The sequence below is a fragment of the Sphingomonas faeni genome, assembly GCF_040407565.1.
Lineage (GTDB): Bacteria > Pseudomonadota > Alphaproteobacteria > Sphingomonadales > Sphingomonadaceae > Sphingomonas > Sphingomonas faeni_F.
Map to the genome: position 1 here is coordinate 80,978 of NZ_JAPZPR010000013.1, position 17,597 is coordinate 98,574.

A 17,597-nucleotide genomic window follows, 5' to 3' on the forward strand; every position below is an offset into this window, starting at 1 on the left:
AGGCGCGGGCCGATGCACCGCCTTTCCGCCATGTTCCTCAGTTTCATGCTCGTGCTTATGCTCGGGCTTGGATCAGTCGCGCACGCGACCGAAGGCGTGACGTGCGTTGATACCACAGCGGTCAGCTCCCTCGATCATTGCGACGGCGATGCCGACCAAGTGCCGGCAGACGCCGACAAGGCGTATCCTCACCATCATGGCGGTTGCCACGGCCATCATGTCGGCGTGCCGATCGCATCCGATTCAACCGGACCAGCCAGCAGCGTTCGTATGACTGCATCGGTGTGGCGCAATGCGGCCAAGGCCCCGGTAGCGTCGGACCCAGCCCTACGTCCTCCTCAAGCCTGACCAACGCCTAATTCCGCCGGGAAAGCCCGTGCGGACGCCCAAGGTTCGTCAGGAGTCCGTTACCCATGCACCGTTTTATTGCGGCCTTATTGGCCGTGGCGTCGTGCGCGTCGATCGCACAGGCGCAGTCAGCCGATCTAACATCGACCAGTCCCCCGCTCACCCTTGAGCAGGCGCTTTCACTTGCCGGAGCCAGCGCCCCAAGCCTTGAGGCTGCCACGGCTGGCGTCCGGGCAGCAGAAGCAAGCCGCACGGTTGCCGGCTACCGGCCGAACCCGTCGATCGTCGCCGAGACCGAGAACATTGCCGGCAGCGGTCAATATCGCGGTCTTCGCAGCGCCGAGACAACGGCAGGATTGGCACTACCGATCGAGTTGGGTGGCAAACGATCGGCACGGATCGCCGTCGCGGACGCGATTGGCAATCGAGCGCGGATAGGCACGGCGTTGGCCGAAGCTGATCTACGGCTTGCCGTCACTCAGCTCTACATCGAAGCGACAGCGGCGGAACGCCGACTTGTGACAGCGCGCGAGCAGGCCGGCATCGCCCGCGAGGCATCGCGCGCAGCCGGTGTCCGTGTTCAGGCGGGGCGAGCATCGCCGCTCGAACAGCAGCGCGCCGATGTATTGCGGATCAACGCGGAAACAGCTGTGGAGCGCTCAGAACGGCTTGCCGAGGTTGCGCGGAGCAATCTTGCCCGACGGATCGGCCAACCTCTCACAGGACCGTTGGATTTGGCGTGGTTCGGCCGTGTCGAGGGCTTTGGTCCAGCGCGGCCGATTGAGACTGCCGGGACGCTGGCATTGGCGGCGACGCGCGCGGACGTGACAACGGCAGAGGCACAGGTGCGGCTTGCCAGGTCGCAGCGCATTCCCGACGTGACACTGAGCGCAAGCGCACGCCGGCTTGAGGCTACGAACGACGTGGCAGCAGTGTTCGGGCTGTCGATCCCGTTTCCGCTGTTCAACAACGGCAAGGCGGCAGTGGCGCAGGCGCGGGCGCAGACCGATCAGGCGCAGGCGCTACGTCGCGTCGCCGAGCTGGATACCGCGCAGGATATCGCAAGCGCACAGGCGAACGTCGCGAATGCCGCGACGACCGCTCGTAACGCCAGCGGGCCGGCATTGGCATCGGCAAGCGAAGCCGCTCGTATTGCCCGGATCGGCTACCGGGAGGGCAAGTTCGGGCAGCTCGATTTGCTCGATGCCGAACGTACCCTGTCCGAAACACGAACCGCCGCGATCGATGCGCTCGCCACCTATCACGACGCCAAGGCACGCCTCGAACGGCTCGTTGCCGCTGCGCCCTCGCCCGAGGAAACCAATCAATGACGAAGATCATCATACGGGCGCTCGCGCCTGTGACCCTGGCTATCCTCCTTGCCGGGTGCGGCGGGGGTGGCAACAGCGAGGCCGGTGAGAAGGCCGGAGCCGAGAAGACCGAAGGTGTCGAGGCCGGCGAAGCCAAGGAGAGTCCAAAGGATATCGTCACCCTGTCCGCGCAGCAGATCGCGGATGCCGGGATAGAGGTTACGCGTCCTACAGTAGGCGGCGTGTCCGGAGCGATCGAGCTATCGGCAACGATCGAGGGCGATCCTCAAGGTGTGCAGGTTGTGTCCACCTCCGTAGGCGGTCGGCTCGTTTCCCTTACCCGCAATCTCGGGCAGTCAGTCAGCCGTGGAGACCCGCTGGCTATCATCGAAAGCCGGGAAGCGGCATCACTGAAAGCGGAGGTAGAGGCCGCGCACGCGCGGTCCGCACTCGCCCAATCGAACCTTCGCCGCGAACAGCGCCTGTTCGCCGAACGCGTTTCCCCGGAGCAGGATCTGGTCGCAGCAAGAACGGCCGCAACGGAGGCTAACATTGCCCTTCGCCTGGCGCAGCAGCAGTTGTCAGCGACGGGCAGCGGAGGCGGCGCGCTCAACCGCATCGCGGTCCGCTCGCCGATCGCCGGCCAAGTGATCGCGCGATCGGCGACCCTCGGGCAGGCAGTCGCGGCCGATGCAGAACTGTTCCGCGTCGCCAATCTGTCGAAGGTCACTGTCACCACATCACTCGTCCCCACCGATGCCGGTCGGGTGAAACCCGGCGTGCGTGTCGAAGTGACAGCGCCGGGGCGGCGTCAGGAGGGACGTGTCACGTTCGTGTCCCCCATTCTGGACGAGACGACCCGATTGGTGCCGGTGATCGCCACCCTCGACAACGCCGGCAGCACATGGCGCGTTGGTGAGACGGTCAACGTATCGATCCTCGTTCCTGCGACCGGGGACCGCACCGTCGCCGTGCCATCGGCCGCAGTGCAGATGATCGAGGACAAGTCGTTTGTGTTCGTCCGGACGGCGACAGGTTTCCGGGCAATTCCGGTGACGCTTGGCCGCACCAATGGCGGGCAGGTCACCGTAACGGCAGGCCTTACCGGCTCGGAGCGCATCGCTTCCACCAACAGCTTCACGCTCAAGGCCGAACTCGGCAAGGGTGCGGGCGGGGATGAGGACTGAGCCATGATCGGTCGCATCGTCACCCTCTCCGTCGAGAAGCGCTGGCTCGTCCTGCTTCTCACCATCGCGGCTGCATTGCTCGGGATTGGCGCGCTACGTCAGCTTCCGATCGACGCCGTTCCCGACATCACCAACAATCAGGTGCAGATCAACGTCGTTGCGCCTGCCCTTTCCCCCGATCAGATCGAGAAGCAGGTCGCGTTTACGGTCGAAACCTCGCTCGCCGGTATACCCGGCCTTGAATATACCCGCTCGCTAAGCCGCAATGGCTTCGCTCAGATCACAGCTGTTTTCAGCGAAAAGACGGATATCTACTTTGCACGGGCACAGGTCGCAGAACGCCTGCGAACCGCTGAGGAAGACCTTCCCGAAGGCGTGAACCCGGAAATGGGGCCGATCGCTACGGGCCTTGGCGATATCTTCATGTGGACCGTCGAATACCGAGAGCTGGATCAGGTTCATCACCGCAACGGCGAACCCGGCCTGCAACGCGATGCCAGCTATATCACCCCCGAGGGGGATCACCTCGTCAGCGACGCCGACAAAGCGACCTACTTGCGCACAGTGCAGGATTGGATCGTCACGCCGCAGCTCAAAAGCACGGGCGGGCTTGCTGGCGTCGACTCCCTTGGTGGCTACACCAAGGAATATCTCGTTATTCCAGACATACAGCGCATGGCGGCAATGCGGCTGACGCTTCAGGATCTCACCACCGCCCTTCAGCGCAACAATACCAGCGCAGGCGCTGGCGTGGTCAACCGCAACGGCGAAGGGTTGGCGGTTCGATCAGATGGGCGTGTCCGTAACGCCGATGAGCTTGCCCGTACCGTCGTTGCCACGCGCGAGAGCGTTCCGATCCTGCTCAACCAGATCGCGACGGTTCGCACCGGGCAGGCACTACGCATGGGATCGGCGTCAGAAAACGGCCATGAGGTTGTCGTCGGCACCGCGGTTATGCGGATCGGGGAGAATAGCCGCACGGTATCGACGGGCGTTGCCGAACGGCTGACGCAGATCGGCCGCTCGTTGCCGGTCGATGTTGTTGTGAAGCCGGTCATGAACCGGACCGAGCTGGTGAACTCTACGATTTCGACGGTTGCCCGCAATCTTGCCGAAGGTGCGGTGCTGGTGATCGTCGTTCTGTTTGCGCTGCTTGGCAATTTCCGTGCGGCGCTGATCGCGGCCTGCGTCATTCCAATCACGATGCTGCTGACCAGCATCGGCATGTTGGAGGCGGGCGTTTCCGCCAATCTGATGAGCCTTGGTGCGCTCGACTTTGGTCTGATCGTGGATGGCGCGGTAATTATCGTGGAGAACGCATTACGGCGTTTGGGCGAGGCGCAGCATGGTCGGGATGACGTGCTGACCATCGAGCATCGTCTGGGGATTGTCGCGGCATCGGCGCGCGAGATGATCCGCCCATCGGTGTACGGGCAGGCTATCATCATCCTTGTCTATGCGCCGTTGCTCACCTTCACGGGTGTCGAAGGCAAGATGTTCGAGCCGATGGCGCTGACGGTCATCATCGCTCTGGTGTTTGCCTTCATCCTCTCGCTGACCTTCATACCGGCAGCGATTGCGATCTGGCTCAGCAAGCGGGTCGAGGAGAAGGAAAGCCGCGTCGTCACGTTCCTCCGGCAGCGCTATGAGCCGGGACTCGATGCGGCAATGCGCCGACCCACCCTCACCATTGGCGTCGCGATCGGTGCGCTGGCACTCGCCGGGGCCGCTTTCACGACATTGGGGCAGGAGTTCTTGCCGCAGCTCGATGAGGGCAACATTCTCGTGCAGGCGGTCCGCATCCCCGGCACATCGGTCGATCAGAGCCAGGCAATGCAATTCCAGGTGGAAAAGGCACTCGCCAAGGCCCCTGAGGTCCGTTTCGCCTTCTCCCGCACTGGCACGTCCGAAATCGCATCGGACCCAATGCCGCCTAACGCGACTGACACGTTCGTCATTTTGAAGCCGAAGAAGGAGTGGCCCGACCCCGGTTTATCGAAGGAAGAGCTGGTGGAGCGGCTGGAAAAGCGCCTCTCCACTTTGCCGGGCAACGCCTATGAGATCACTCAGCCGATCCAGATGCGGTTCAACGAGCTGATCGCGGGCGTGCGCGGCGATATCGCGATCAAGGTCTTTGGCGATGACTTTGGAGAGATGAACGCGACCGCAGATCGGATCGCCGGCATCCTTCGAAAGACGCGGGGTGCAGCAGACGTGCGGGTTGAACAAACCGAAGGTTTGCCGATGCTCGATATCCGGCCAAACCGTACTGCCATGTCCCGCGTCGGGGTAACGGCCGGTGACGTGCAGGACACGGTTGCCGCAGCCATTGGCGGCCGACAGGCTGGCGTGATCTTTGAAGGCGATCGTCGCTTCCCCGTCGTGATCCGGATGGCCGAAAGCTCGCGATCCGATTTGACGGCGGTTGCTCAGGTCCCGGTGCCGACCGGCAGTGGCGGCTTCGTACCGCTATCGACTGTGGCGGATATCGCCGTGGTCGATGGTCCCAACCAGATCAGCCGCGAGAACGGCAAGCGGCGCGTCGTGGTGCAGGCCAACGTGCGCGATCGAGACGTGGCCGGCGTCGTGGCTGATGCCCGGTCAGCCATCGACGCTCAGGTGAAATTGCCGGCCGGCACGTACCTCGAATGGGGCGGTCAGTTCGAGAACCTGGCATCTGCCCGCGATCGGCTCAGCGTTGTCGTGCCGATCTGCTTCGTGGTCATCATGTTCCTGCTCTACGGCGCGCTTGGCTCCGTCAGGGATGCGCTGATCGTGTTTACCGGCGTTCCGCTGGCGCTGGTCGGAGGCATCCTTGCGCTGGTGCTAAGAGGGATGCCGTTCTCCATTTCCGCGGCAGTCGGCTTCATCGCGCTATCAGGGGTCGCGGTCCTCAACGGGCTGGTCATGGTGTCGTCCATCCATGATCTGATGCGGCAAGGCATGGATGGTGCGGTAGCGGCGCATCAAGGCGCTCTGGCACGGCTCCGGCCGGTTGCAATGACGGCCCTCGTCGCGTCGCTTGGCTTTGTGCCGATGGCGCTTGGGCATGGGGCTGGAGCCGAGGTGCAAAAGCCGCTGGCGACCGTCGTGATTGGTGGCCTGATATCCGCAACCCTGCTCACCTTGTTCGTGCTGCCGACGCTCTACGCTCGCTTCGGACGGCGCGAGCTGCCAGTCCCATCGGGGGGATACATCGAACTGCCGCCTTTGGCTCATGACAGCGTGAGGGCCTAAGCTATGCAGGCCGTTGCCTTCACGCTTATTCCCGTCGTTGCCGTACTGATCGGCTCGCTATTCGCGGTATCGAGACGGCCAAGCGATGCCTTCGTAAGCGCCATGCAGCACTTGGCGGCAGGAGTCGTGTTCGCCGCAGCGGCTGCCGAGATCCTGCCGCAGGTGATGCACGAAGGCTCGCCGATCGCGACATTCACAGGCGGCGCGCTAGGCATCCTCGTGATGCTGTCGCTCAAAGCCCTTGAGGGTCGCGCCAGTGGACCGATCGCGATGCTCGGGGCAGTTGCAGTCGATATCCTGATCGACGGGCTTGTTCTCGGATTGGCGTTCGTCGCGGGCGGGAAGGCCGGGGTGTTGCTGACGATCGCGTTGACGTTGGAGGTGTTGTTTCTCGGACTGACCGTAACGACCGAATTGGGCGAGACGATCAAGTCCAAGGCGCGGATCATCGCGATTACGATGGGGATCGCCTTGTTGCTGCCGATCGGTGCGGCGATAGCGACCCCCGTTGCGACGTTTCCGCCCGTCGTCATCGCCGGGTTTCTCAGTTTCGGTCTAATGGCGCTGCTCTACCTCGTGACGGAAGAGCTGTTGGTTGAAGCGCACGAGAAGCCAGACACCCCGCTTATCAGCGCGATGTTTTTCATCGGGTTTCTGGGATTACTCCTGATCGAGGAGGTATTGGGCTGACCACTCGACGTGGAACGTCCTGGACCGATGATGATGACGCCGACCTTCGTTGGCGTGTCGAGGCCAGGCAGACTCTGCCGATAATCGCACGCGAGATGGGACGAACGATGGATGCGGTTCGGGGAAGAGCTTCAACCCTGAGGGTAACTCTCCGCTCGCCGCAGCGGCCGTGGCGGGACGGCGTGCCGCGCCGCGTAGATGCAGACTAGAAAATAGGGGCGGTTGCCCGCCCCTATCCATCCTTTAGCCGTGCTTCATGCCGCCCTTGGCATGATCGCAGCAGTCAGCAGCCTTGGCTTTTGCGCCATCCTTGCAGCAGTCCGCACCGTCCTTGCAGCACGCCATGTCGGCGCAGCAATTGGCGACAGCGGCAAATGCGCCAGTCGACAGTGTAAGGGCGAAGGCAGCGCTGATGAGCTTGAACTTGGTCATGATATTCTCCGAAATTTGCGTGTGATGGTGTTCGACGTCACACGGTTTGCGGAGGGGGTGTCGCCGGAGCGTATGCCATGCCCAAAAGGCCGGTCTGTGGAGCCGGCCAAGGCGATAGACGGGAGGACGGAACCAGCTCGATATGCTCGACGGTTTCGCCGGCAACTGCAACGCAAGGTATGGCGCAGGCCGACGCAGGCGCCTTTTTGATGGGAGCGCCTACTGATTTGCTGGCGCAGTCCATCATCGCGGACGCAGCCGGAGGCGCGGCCATCGCCATTGTCTCGCAGAGCGGGCCAAGCCGGACCAGCAACATCACTGCCAGGACGAAAAACGCCATGGAATGCAATATCTTGGATAATGGGCGAGCCCGGCGTCTCATTGGATGCATCTAGAAGCACACTTCGTGATGCACAATGTCGCAGGAGCGGTTTGCCACACTAAGCGGACTTTACTCACCTTTCCGGTACGTTGGCGAGATTGCGATGCGCACAATTGACCACCTGGACTGCTTCTGCCGCTTCTCGTTCAGAACGGAATGTAACAGGTAGCCAGCAGTCGCCATCAACTGAATACAAGCTCCAATATGCCTTTGATTCAACGCCGTGGCGTTTCGCCGGGACATATGTACGCTTCAACATCGACAGATTTTAAAAGGACCGAACCAGATTGAAAACCTGGCAGATTTCCGTTCAACGCAAATCGCTTCCGCGCAATGCCAGTAATGACGATCGCAGCGCGATAACCCGATCCACGCTCGCGGGAGGTAACCCGTTCCACGAGAATGCCGAACGGCTCGTTGCCCCCTCCGTCCAGATGCGCTCGGCAAGACCTTCCAGTTCAAAAATGGAAGGATCACGCCCTGTCGCTATGCAATCGACTAGCTGGTGAGGGAACAGTGGAGTCGAGCGTTGCATTGTTTGAGTTCCAAAGTGGCATTTCCGTCTCGCACGATATGGAGGCACCGTGATGACATCGGGATCTCCAGATTCACTGCCAGTGATCGGCATCCCGTTTCTCAACCCTCGCGGGACGGCGCGGTGCTAAGCCGGTTTCCGACTTCGCGTGAAAGCTGATGAGGCGGTTCAGGCCGGCCACCGCCAGCTTTTTGGGATAGCGCGGCGACCGGCCTGAACCGCCTCATCAGCAACCACAGAGATAAATCACGAGATAAACTTGCCAAAAATCCTGACGTCGAACGATACGGTGTCACCGTCGATCGCGCGTCCGTCGGCGCGGATCAGCGCTGGGTCTTCGGCCTGGGAGGCGGCTCTTCCGCAGGCGGCAAGGGCAAGAGCGATGACAAGGGTCAGGCGCATGCGCGGGTGTCCTTGATCAGTCCGACGGTCGTGTCGACGATCAGCCACGGCTGCAGCGGCTCGTCCGTAGCGACGATGTCGGTGTGGATCCCGTCAAGGCGCATCCATGCGGCGACCCTGACGGCGTTGGACCTGCTGCACAGGATACGGCGCAGCGGCGAGAGGGGAGTGTCGGCAGACATCGGGATATCCATTATGCTGGTGTCGCATACGCGGTAGGGGCCGCGAAGACGGTGCGGTGAACTTTGGTTTCGGGGACGACAGACCAGGCCAGGTCGCGGAAGTGCGAGATGCGGTAGTGGCCGTGCCCCTTGTCACTCCGGAAGGTGATCTTCTCGCCGCGTTTCACGACGATGAACTCGGTGCCGGTATGGCCATCGCTGAACGAAACCGGGCGGGGAAGTTTGATCCGCATCCCGTTATCGATTTTGCGGACGTGCAGCCTTAGCCGAGCGAGGCAACGGCGCCGCCAATCCAGCGCGCTCTCTTTGCTGGTCGGCGACAGGAGACGCAGAATCCGGGCAGGGCATCCGGCCTCGCAGGGGCCCATAGATTCCTCCATGTCCTTGTACGCAAAGACGTATCCGTCCCTGGCCTTGGGGTTCCAGCGGACCAGACACACCAGTGCGATGACGTAGAGCGGCTCGTCGTCTGAAATGATCTCAGCTGCTGCGTACCAGACGCGGTTTCCGACGAACGCGCTGTCGATAACGCGCAGCCCTCGCGTGCCGCCACCATCCAGCGCACGGCTGTAGGTGAACTGGTCGTCGAGATAGGCCTTGGGGTTCGGGTGGCCGGCCATGCCGGCGCTGGTCATCGAGAGCCAACCCATGTCGTGTTCTCCGGTTCATGCGGCGAGCCGCGTTTCTGCTGCAGCCTCGGTCGAGAAGGCGCGAAGGTAGGAGAAGGCCTGTTCGGCCTTAGTCGCGGCCAGGAAGATCGCGGTCTTGTCGGCGCGCAACACCCCCAACCAGTTGGCGAGGTAGGAGGCATGGCTGTCGTGCAGCTCTGTCGGGAGGCCAAGATCGCCGCAGATCATGGCCGAGCCGAGTTCAGCGACCAATTCTTCGACGCAATATGCGTTGTCGCCGAAGCGCTTCCCGAAGGTACGATCGAGCCGGGAGGCATGGCCTGCCCAATGGACGGTCTCGTGCGCGCGAACCGATGCGTATGCGTCGCCTGACTTGAAGCTACCGGTGTGCGGCATCTGGATATAGTCGAACGTCGGGTGGAAGAAGGCACGGTCACCACCGTGACGGACCTTGGCCGGGATATCGGCAAAGAAGGCGTCGATGCGATCCTGCCGTTCTGAGATCAGCAAAGGGGTCGGTGCGACCTCGCGTGGATAGTAATAGTCCGGCAGGCCAACGATTTCGTCGGCGTTGAAGACGACATAGGAGCGCAGAAAGCGGATCATCTGGTCGGCGGTAGCGCCGAGGAGATTGGGCATTCCGGCCTTGCGGAAGGTCGATGCATAGACCGAGAACGATGGTCTCGCATCACGGTTGATCTCGCCGCCCAGTTCGTGGGCCTGACGGGCGGTCATCCAGTAGCGGCTGCGATAGCCATAGGTGTCGGCGGTCGCCCAGAGCCACAGGGCATTTATTCCGGTGTACGGAACGCCCTCGTGGCGCAGTGGCCTGCCGCCCTCGCCGGTAACCGACCAGGAGCGCTGCCACGGCAGGGTCCCGGCTTCGAGCCGTGCGATGATGGCGGCGGTGATGTCGGCCGCAATGTCGCGGGTTGTAGCGGTCATGACGCTGTCCTCGTTAGCGGTGAGGAAAAGGCACTGCCGGCGCCGCGAGGTCGCGGGCCGGCAGTGAGGCTGCTCAGAATTGAACCGTCGTGCCGCTATTCGGCCGCGACGATCTCGTTCACATCGTCATCGTTCTGGTGATCGAGTTCGGTCTGGGCGCTGCCATTCGTCTCGACCCCGTCCGTCCCGACATCGTCCGGGCCGTCACCGACCAAAGCGGCAAGATCGTCCTCGCCGGTGTCGTCGCTGTCCGCCTCGATCAGGTCCGCGAGATCGCCCTCCCCGCCGTCGTTTTCGCTCTCACCCGCGACGACAGTGTCGCTGAAGCGCATCGCGGTCGGCACCCATTTCAGGGCAGCTTCCTTGACGTCGGTCTCGACGATCGCTTCGCCAGCGAAGAGCTTCTGGCAGGATGCCGAGATCTCGGTCTTCTTCTCGCTGGCGTGGCGGCTCGACAGCGCTGGGCCTCCGACCTCGTGAAGCAGCGAGATCAACGACCCCTTGGAAACCCGGTCGAAGAAGTTCTCCGACGTCGGACGCCACCAGCTGGCGACATCGACCTCGAGGATGCTGGCCATGCGGCCGTGGAGCGGGTTCTGGCGATTGGAGCCGTAGGACTCCTTGGCCTCCAGCGACGTCGCGACAATGTACGCCAGCCATGCGCTCTTCACCTCGTCCCCGAGCGCGCGGAATGCCTCGAACCGCATGACCTTGTTGTCGGACTCGCCCCACGATTCATCGAGCCCGTCCCGTACCTCGGCGAGGTAGTCGCGCGCGCGCGATCCCGGCATGTTGGTCGACAGGATCGGATCCTGCGGGGCATTGGCGCTGATCGTCGTGCCGTCGTTCGACGAGGTGCCACGCCGTGCATCCACCATAGCGAACAGCATATAGTCCAGCGCCAGGCCGGGACTGGCGATCAACGACGCCGCCAGGACATCGCGACGCTGCATCGCGAGTTGGTCGCTCAGGACCTGGCTGAGTGCCTTGCCGCCCGGCGCTGCGTTATCGGGGTCGACCTCCTTGGGACTGCCTGCCGTCACCGGCGGAGCCGCGCCTTCCTCGATGCGGAAGGTCGGCTCCGCCCGGACCCGTTCCGAGCCTTCGCCCTCGTCGTCGGCAACCCCGTCGTCCGTCTCGTCGGTCTCCCCGTTATCACCTTCGACCGGCTCCGGCTCGACCACCGTCACGCGGATCGGTGTTTCGCTGTAATAGGTCTCATCCAGGACCATCGTACCGGTCTGCGACAGCGTCAGAAACGCGCCGACCCGCGACACGAGTTCAGCGGGGAGTACCGAGGGGCGACGTTTCAGCGCTTCGAGTTCTTCGCCAAGCGCATCATGCTCAGCGTCGCAAGCGGTGAACGCCTCTTCGGTGAGCTCGTCGTTCTCCATCTCCTGCTGCAGTTCGCCCATGCGCTGCTCGATCTCGTCGACGCGCTGTGCCTCGGCCGGCGACATGGGCTGGACCGGCAGGGCGATGCGGTGGAGGCTTCGAGCCGCATCCCAAGTGCTGTGGCTGGCGACAGGCCGGATCCAGGCAAGACCGCGTTCCTCTCCGATACGCTTGGCTTCCGCTTCCATCATCGCGGCCGCGAGGGTCTGTGCGATCTCGGGGTTGGTCCAGCGCTCGCCGGCGTTGCTGAACAGGTCGCGGTCGACGACGCCGCCTGCGGCCTCGTAGGATTCGACGCCGACCAGGAGGGCGATCGGATCGTTGGCCCGCATCGTGTCGTTGGCGATGACGCGGCGGATGGCGTCGGCATTGTAGTGAACCATCGAGCTATAGGTCTGCCAGACGCGCAACTGACGCTCGTGACTGCCGGTCGAGGCGTAGGCTTTGGCCATGTCGAGGGTCAGCTCGCCGTTCGCGAGAGCAGAGAAGATCGGCTCGGCAAGATCGGCCAGGCGGAGCCGACCGTCGATGAAGCGGCGGGTAACGCCAAAGCGCTTGGCCACAGCGTCGATATCGGTGCTGCCGTTCAGGAAATGCTGGAAGGCGCGGCATTCCTCGGCCGGGCTGAGCTTCATGTGATGGAAGCTGACCGCGAGCGAGGTTTCGGTGAGTTCGGCATCGTCACCCTTCAGGACACGTACCGGCACGTCATACTCATCGGGATTGATGACGCCCCGAGCTACCAGCATGTTGAGCGCACGCCAGCGCCGTCCGCCATCGAACACCTCGAACGTCCCGCGTGGCCGCGAGACCGGAGTAACGAGCAGGTTCTGGAGGACGCCGCGGGCTTCGAGATCGGCTGCGAACGGCTCGATCTGCAGCGATTCATCGGGCGCGGTGCGGACGTTGCTGGCAGAGAGGCGGAGCTTCGAGAGTTTCACGGACTGGATCATGGGAAATCACCCTTCGTTTCTGAGCATCCGATTTCTTCGGACACCATCTCCCTCCCCCCTTCTCTCTCCTTGCCGCTTTGGATAACTCGGTGCAGCTCTATGATATTGCTTGATTAAGTATTGTCTGAGATCGCAATCGCACTATCTAGCATCGATCCCCAACAGCCTTCGATCTACGTCCGGAAATATGATGACTGATGATACCAACTCTATCGAACTCGCAACTGAGCTGACCATTGCGTGGTTGAGCAATCCAAATACGCGGACATCGGCGGATGATGTCCCCGCCTTTCTGCAGTCGATGCATGCGGCTGTCTCCAAGCTCGGCGGTGAGCAGAGCGTAGATGCTCCGGAAGCGCCCGCGCAGGAGTACACGCCTGCTGTGACTTCGCGAAAGTCGCTCGCGAGCAAGGATCACATCATCAGCATGATTGATGGCAAGCCTTACAAGACGCTGCGCCGTCATCTCGCTACCAACGGTATGACCCCGGCGGAGTACCGCGAACGGTATAATCTCAAGGCGGATTATCCCATGGTTGCGGAAACCTACAGCGAGAGCCGTCGCGCCATGGCCAAGAAGATCGGTCTGGGTCGTAAGCCCGGCCAGACGGTTCAAAAGGCCGCTGAACCTGCCGCTGCCAAGCCACGCCGTAACACGAAGCCCGCGGTAACGGGCGACGCTGAATAACCAGGTGTGAGGATCAGCGCATGGGAGAATACCATGCGCTGAGACCTTCAGCCGTTTCACGTCGATGGGGTCAGATCACGAACGTGAGTTGCGTGTACGCCGGGAGCGAACGGCAACGACGGGTGAGTGCGGTCCGTTCGGCTTGGAGAGGAAGGTAGGATAGATGCCGTCGAGTGACGTTGCTGGCTTTCTCGAAAAGGATCGAGTTTCGGGAATGGCCCTGTTTGCGTCTAACGCAAAATTACTTGGTCCCTTGTTGAAAGTCGAAAAGATAAAAAGCTCGCGGATCACCGTAAACCAGATTTCTGAACCATTCATCAGAAACTGAATCGTACGAAGGCAGCCGCGCACTGATCCCCGTCGTGACCGCATCATTAGTTACCGCCACAGTAATTCGCTTGAGCCGCACCCCGGGCCCGAACGTTGCGGCAAGATCGGTCGGCACTACTTGTTCAACACTCCTAGGATCGGTCGGGTCTGCAAACGTTACCAACGTCGGATACAGATTTCTCGGCAGGGTCAGGTTTACTTTCGCTCGCTTGGCGGCTGCGCGTGCCTGCATCAAGTTAAGTCCTTGAACTGGCACCCGCACACTTGCTTGCGCGCCAGCCCTAAGTGCGTCGGACAATAGCCGGACTTGATAGCTCGCTGGATCGTCTCGAAATGTATCACCGCTTCCGTGCAAAACCGCGAACAGCGTCCGCCCGCCTGGTAAACTGACTGCCACCGCCTCGCCCTTGAGCGTGAATTGAATACCTGACGCATCGCCCCAGCTTTTGCCTTCCTGCACTTCGGTTTCGACCACCGAACTGCCCGTACGCACGCCCTGGGGTGTTTCGACCTCCACCGTTATTCGCTGCCGCAGTCGGTCCGATGGGTAGATCAGGCCACATCCAGCCAGCATTGCCACCACACTTCCGCAGAGGACCATAAATACAAGACGCATCAAAACGCTCTTGCTGGTGTGCATCGTCGGATTGCTACAATCAGCCAAACGGTATCACTCATCATTGCCCTCCATCCGCACCACGGTGCCGATAAAGCATGATAAATTATTAAAAACCGACATTCCCTCAAACGAACGGCGATCAAGAAGACCAGAGCGTTCTCGGAATCGATCGAGAAATGGGAAAATGCCGCCTCGCCCTATTTTCTAATAAAGTTTCCGCGAGTCATTGCGATCAATGTCTCATCGTCATTGACGATCATTGGCGGTGCGTTGACGTACGAGGGATTGTCCAACCAAGGTAATATCGCAGATATGCCTGTCGTCACTGGCTCATCAACTATTTGCAGGGTCACGCGAGCACCATCGTCGTTTACGATCTGGGAGGGTTGAAGCATCGGATTGACGACGATGTGGATTGGTGGGCTGATCCAGTGGAAGAACTAATCGAAATCAGGAGACGGAACCTGCTTATAGTGGGCCTAGGAAGCGATGGTTTTTATGATCTAGACATCGTTGAGGGGTTTGACCTTGCTCAAAATTACTCACTTTCATTTCCTAGTGGCCGCATCTTCGTAGGGCCGAGAGAGATGTTGACGGGTGGCGGGGATGAACCAGAGCCGCGATACGGTGGCATGTTCCTCGATTTCGAGCCCGGCGATTACACGGTAGGCATAGAACGGAGCGACGATCGCCTACGATTCAGCTTCACCCGCTCTCTCGCGTTTGAGAACAATGTCTCGGAACCAATCAGCATATTCTAATGTTGCTTGCGCGATTCTACCGATTCAAGCTTTTCTCGATTGGGGATGACGATGAAGGCGGCCCAGGCATTCCCGGAATCGATCGAAAAATGGGAAAGCGGCGGGTGTCTCCGCAAGTGCCCCTTCTTGCATCAGGGGGTCGGCACGGGACAGCGATATGCGACCTTGTAGCTCTGCCCCCAGCAGTGGAGGAAGCCATCGAGAACGCGAATGTTCATCGGCCAGCGAACCGCTCTTGGTTTGCCGTCCGGGCCGACCGCGTCCTTTACCTCGGCCGGGCGGGGCAGACCTGCGAGTTTCGCACGAGCAGCTTCCAGCTTCCGGCGATCTCCTCGAAGAAAAGCGATGCTTCCGTCCACGTAGAGGTTCCATCCCCACTTCGCATCGTCTGCTGCGGGATGCCTTCCCGTTTGGAAAAGCCTGATAGCGTCAGCATACTGGCCAACGTCGGCCCGTAGCTGGCCCTCATGCCAAGAGAGGAGGGTATCGGCAGGTCCCATGCTTCCATGCGCCTCCCGCCAGACCCGGATCAGATCAGCAGCTTCCTTGGCACAGCCTTTTGCTTCGAGCGTCCGCCATCCCCCATTCATATCCTGATCGAACGCGGGAAGATCGAGCGCCAACATGGCGGATCGATCATATTGGCACTGGGTCGTACCATCGGCGGGAGCCAGTACGGCAAGAGCAAGCGCTGCTACGATCATCGCATATCCTTGTTTATTGCAGGTTCGCTTAGGGACGCCCAACATGTTGCTGGACGGTCAACCTCATTTACACATCAAATGAATGAGATGCCGGGGCTTGTCGTACGTGATTGACGTGCAACCGCGAAGTACGTCAGCACCAACATAGACGATGTATGCTGCCCGAGATGGCTTGCGCTTCCCGTTGACGACAATGTCGTCGGTCATTTCAGACGGATCAGGTTCCTCGTCTCGTATGGAGTTGGCGCTTCCGAAATCAGCGGTGCGTACCAACAGCCGATCAATGCTGACCGGCCCTAAATCCAGCGTTCGGCTCAATCGCATCACGCGAGCCGGACGTTCGACGCCGTGCGAGATCATAACTCGCTGCGGCGTACCACTAAGGGCTCCGTCAAGTTCCTCACTGATGGCGGCTCCGGCAGCAGCGCTGGCAACGGTGGTGGCAAACTGAGGCGCGAACGCGAACTTGATCGACTTACCCCCGATCATCTTGGACGTTGCAGCGACCCACCAAGTGTCGGGCAGCAGAGGAATTGAGCTTGTACGTTCCGCCCCGTTCGCCTCCCGCAACCGGTATCGCACGACAGGTGCCGGCAGCGCATAGGGTCCCGCCAGCCCGTCCGCAAAATCATACGCGTCTGCCTGCGACCATTTTGTGGCCACTCTGCTTGTATGGGAGCCGACGGTCAGATCAGCGTTCTGCGTGTAGCCTTTGACCAGAATCGGACCGACCTTGTTATCCGGATTCCGAGATACAGATATCAACTGGAAGCGCCGCGCGGCCTTGGCTCGTTCTTGCTCTGCATTGGGACCAAACAGGCCTAAGGCGACGGAGCGTCTCAGCGACAGCACTGACGGCATTCCAGAGCCGGAAAAGGTGTCTAGGGTTTGGCCGTTTACCGAAACCTGCAACTTGCCATTTGGCGGTACGTCGATCACATGCCCCGCCTCGCTTGCCATGACGGTAGGCGCAAGCGTGCCTACCGCGATCGGGGCAAGAACCGCCCATTTTCTTCTCATAGTAAGCGATGCGCCTCTACTTTTTAGCGATGGGTCCTGTGGCCACGTGCTCGGAGCTCTTCATCGACGAATTCTATGGCCGCTTTTAGGCGGCCATCCGCTAGCTCACGAATAGGAACGGCGATCCGGAGCATTCCCAGAGGGATCGAGTTTCGGGAATTTTGAACGAGAGGCTTATTCAGCCCTCGGCTTCGACAAGAAAAACGCCAATCATCTGGTCGTCCATCGAGACAAACATAGCTTCGACGGTCGATAAGGCGATCGGGTTGCGCCGGCTATGAAAAGAGGAATATGAGTGACCAATCAGCTTTATGAGTTCACGATGAAGGTCACCCGTGGTGACGGGTGTGATCTGCCTGAGGGTAAGCATGGTGCACTTGTTCCGACGTATGTTGGAGCTTCTGATTACCTCACGGCCGTCAAAAAGGGTGTCGACGCGATAAAGATCAGAAAATACGTGTTTGAGGACATCGAAGGCCAAGTCCGTGAAATCCCAACCGATCGTTGGGGAGAGTATGTTGCTCAGGTCTGGCCGGAGTTCGCGCTGTCGCTTCCAACAAAAAATCAGATACCGGCTTTAGTTGAGAGCGGGGCTGTGTTTTTCGGGCCGTTCGCCGCTTATAAGTAGCAGCCGCGCGACTGTCCGCCAGCGGGGCGTTACCCACCAATCCGGACTTCCCGACTATGAACCGTCAGTGAGAAGGCACCGGCGTTCTCGGAATCGATCAAGAAATGGGAACGCGAGCAGCGTCTTGAAAACCGGGCGCATGCCGAAACGGGAAGCAATCAGTGCCGACCGCGAACGGCAATGGTAGGATCTTAGACGAATGGAATCTCGGCCCCTGCCG

Annotated in this window: 17 protein-coding genes; 8 read left to right on the plus strand and 9 right to left on the minus strand. The window is 60.9% G+C overall.

Going from position 1 to position 17,597, the window contains the following annotated elements:
- The first annotated feature begins 12 nt into the window (after positions 1 to 12).
- From O6Y00_RS20455 to O6Y00_RS20475, 5 genes are all read left to right on the plus strand, one after another.
- On the plus strand, positions 13 to 348 hold the full coding sequence (locus O6Y00_RS20455; protein WP_353444372.1) for a hypothetical protein: 336 nt from the start codon (positions 13 to 15) through the stop codon (positions 346 to 348).
- A gap of 65 nt (positions 349 to 413) precedes the next feature.
- On the plus strand, positions 414 to 1,679 hold the full coding sequence (locus O6Y00_RS20460; protein ID WP_353444373.1) for a TolC family protein: 1,266 nt from the start codon (positions 414 to 416) through the stop codon (positions 1,677 to 1,679).
- On the plus strand, positions 1,676 to 2,845 hold the full coding sequence (locus O6Y00_RS20465; protein ID WP_353444374.1) for an efflux RND transporter periplasmic adaptor subunit: 1,170 nt from the start codon (positions 1,676 to 1,678) through the stop codon (positions 2,843 to 2,845). Before O6Y00_RS20460 ends, O6Y00_RS20465 begins: the two co-directional genes overlap by 4 nt.
- Positions 2,846 to 2,848: 3 nt before the next feature.
- Positions 2,849 to 6,082, plus strand: a complete 3,234-nt coding sequence (locus O6Y00_RS20470; RefSeq protein ID WP_353444375.1) for an efflux RND transporter permease subunit — start codon at positions 2,849 to 2,851, stop codon at positions 6,080 to 6,082.
- Positions 6,083 to 6,085: 3 nt separating this feature from the next.
- Positions 6,086 to 6,772 (plus strand): ZIP family metal transporter, encoded by a 687-nt coding sequence (locus tag O6Y00_RS20475; protein WP_031393017.1) that lies wholly within the window; start codon positions 6,086 to 6,088, stop codon positions 6,770 to 6,772.
- 243 nt (positions 6,773 to 7,015) lie between these two features.
- On the opposite strand, the gene O6Y00_RS20480 is transcribed toward O6Y00_RS20475, so the two are convergent.
- From O6Y00_RS20480 to O6Y00_RS20505, 6 genes are all read right to left on the minus strand, one after another.
- Positions 7,016 to 7,204 (minus strand): hypothetical protein, encoded by a 189-nt coding sequence (locus tag O6Y00_RS20480; protein WP_041394287.1) that lies wholly within the window; start codon positions 7,202 to 7,204, stop codon positions 7,016 to 7,018.
- 1,163 nt (positions 7,205 to 8,367) lie between these two features.
- The gene (locus O6Y00_RS20485) at positions 8,368 to 8,523 is read right to left on the minus strand and encodes a hypothetical protein (protein ID WP_353444376.1); all 156 of its coding nucleotides are present in this window, start codon (positions 8,521 to 8,523) and stop codon (positions 8,368 to 8,370) included.
- Positions 8,514 to 8,705 carry a hypothetical protein gene (locus O6Y00_RS20490; protein ID WP_353444377.1) on the minus strand — a complete coding sequence of 64 codons (192 nt, stop codon included), beginning with the start codon at positions 8,703 to 8,705 and terminating at the stop codon, positions 8,514 to 8,516. Before O6Y00_RS20490 ends, O6Y00_RS20485 begins: the two co-directional genes overlap by 10 nt.
- A gap of 11 nt (positions 8,706 to 8,716) precedes the next feature.
- Positions 8,717 to 9,340: a DUF6927 domain-containing protein gene (locus O6Y00_RS20495; protein WP_353444378.1), complete on the minus strand. Its 624-nt coding sequence runs from the start codon at positions 9,338 to 9,340 to the stop codon at positions 8,717 to 8,719.
- Between the two features lie 30 nt (positions 9,341 to 9,370).
- A complete protein-coding gene (locus O6Y00_RS20500; protein WP_353444379.1) occupies positions 9,371 to 10,279 on the minus strand; it encodes an ArdC family protein in 909 nt (302 codons plus the stop codon).
- Between the two features lie 95 nt (positions 10,280 to 10,374).
- Positions 10,375 to 12,627, minus strand: a complete 2,253-nt coding sequence (locus O6Y00_RS20505) for a ParB/RepB/Spo0J family partition protein (RefSeq protein ID WP_353444380.1) — start codon at positions 12,625 to 12,627, stop codon at positions 10,375 to 10,377.
- A 190-nt stretch (positions 12,628 to 12,817) separates the two neighbouring features.
- Here O6Y00_RS20505 and O6Y00_RS20510 point away from each other — a divergent pair, with 190 nt between their 5' ends.
- On the plus strand, positions 12,818 to 13,315 hold the full coding sequence (locus O6Y00_RS20510; RefSeq protein ID WP_353444381.1) for a MucR family transcriptional regulator: 498 nt from the start codon (positions 12,818 to 12,820) through the stop codon (positions 13,313 to 13,315).
- A 241-nt stretch (positions 13,316 to 13,556) separates the two neighbouring features.
- Here O6Y00_RS20510 and O6Y00_RS20515 read toward each other — a convergent pair whose 3' ends face one another.
- Positions 13,557 to 14,285 carry a hypothetical protein gene (locus O6Y00_RS20515; protein ID WP_353444382.1) on the minus strand — a complete coding sequence of 243 codons (729 nt, stop codon included), beginning with the start codon at positions 14,283 to 14,285 and terminating at the stop codon, positions 13,557 to 13,559.
- Positions 14,286 to 14,605: 320 nt separating this feature from the next.
- Here O6Y00_RS20515 and O6Y00_RS20520 point away from each other — a divergent pair, with 320 nt between their 5' ends.
- Positions 14,606 to 15,025, plus strand: a complete 420-nt coding sequence (locus O6Y00_RS20520) for a DUF6386 family protein (RefSeq protein WP_353444383.1) — start codon at positions 14,606 to 14,608, stop codon at positions 15,023 to 15,025.
- A gap of 131 nt (positions 15,026 to 15,156) precedes the next feature.
- Here the strand turns inward: O6Y00_RS20520 and O6Y00_RS20525 are convergent, their stop codons facing one another.
- Together O6Y00_RS20525 and O6Y00_RS20530 are read right to left on the minus strand one after the other, a co-directional pair.
- A complete protein-coding gene (locus O6Y00_RS20525) occupies positions 15,157 to 15,729 on the minus strand; it encodes a hypothetical protein (RefSeq protein WP_353444384.1) in 573 nt (190 codons plus the stop codon).
- A 63-nt stretch (positions 15,730 to 15,792) separates the two neighbouring features.
- On the minus strand, positions 15,793 to 16,668 hold the full coding sequence (locus O6Y00_RS20530) for a hypothetical protein (protein ID WP_353444385.1): 876 nt from the start codon (positions 16,666 to 16,668) through the stop codon (positions 15,793 to 15,795).
- A gap of 376 nt (positions 16,669 to 17,044) precedes the next feature.
- On the opposite strand from O6Y00_RS20530, the gene O6Y00_RS20535 reads away from it, so the two are divergent.
- Positions 17,045 to 17,377: a hypothetical protein gene (locus O6Y00_RS20535; protein WP_353444386.1), complete on the plus strand. Its 333-nt coding sequence runs from the start codon at positions 17,045 to 17,047 to the stop codon at positions 17,375 to 17,377.
- Positions 17,378 to 17,597: the final 220 nt, after the last annotated feature.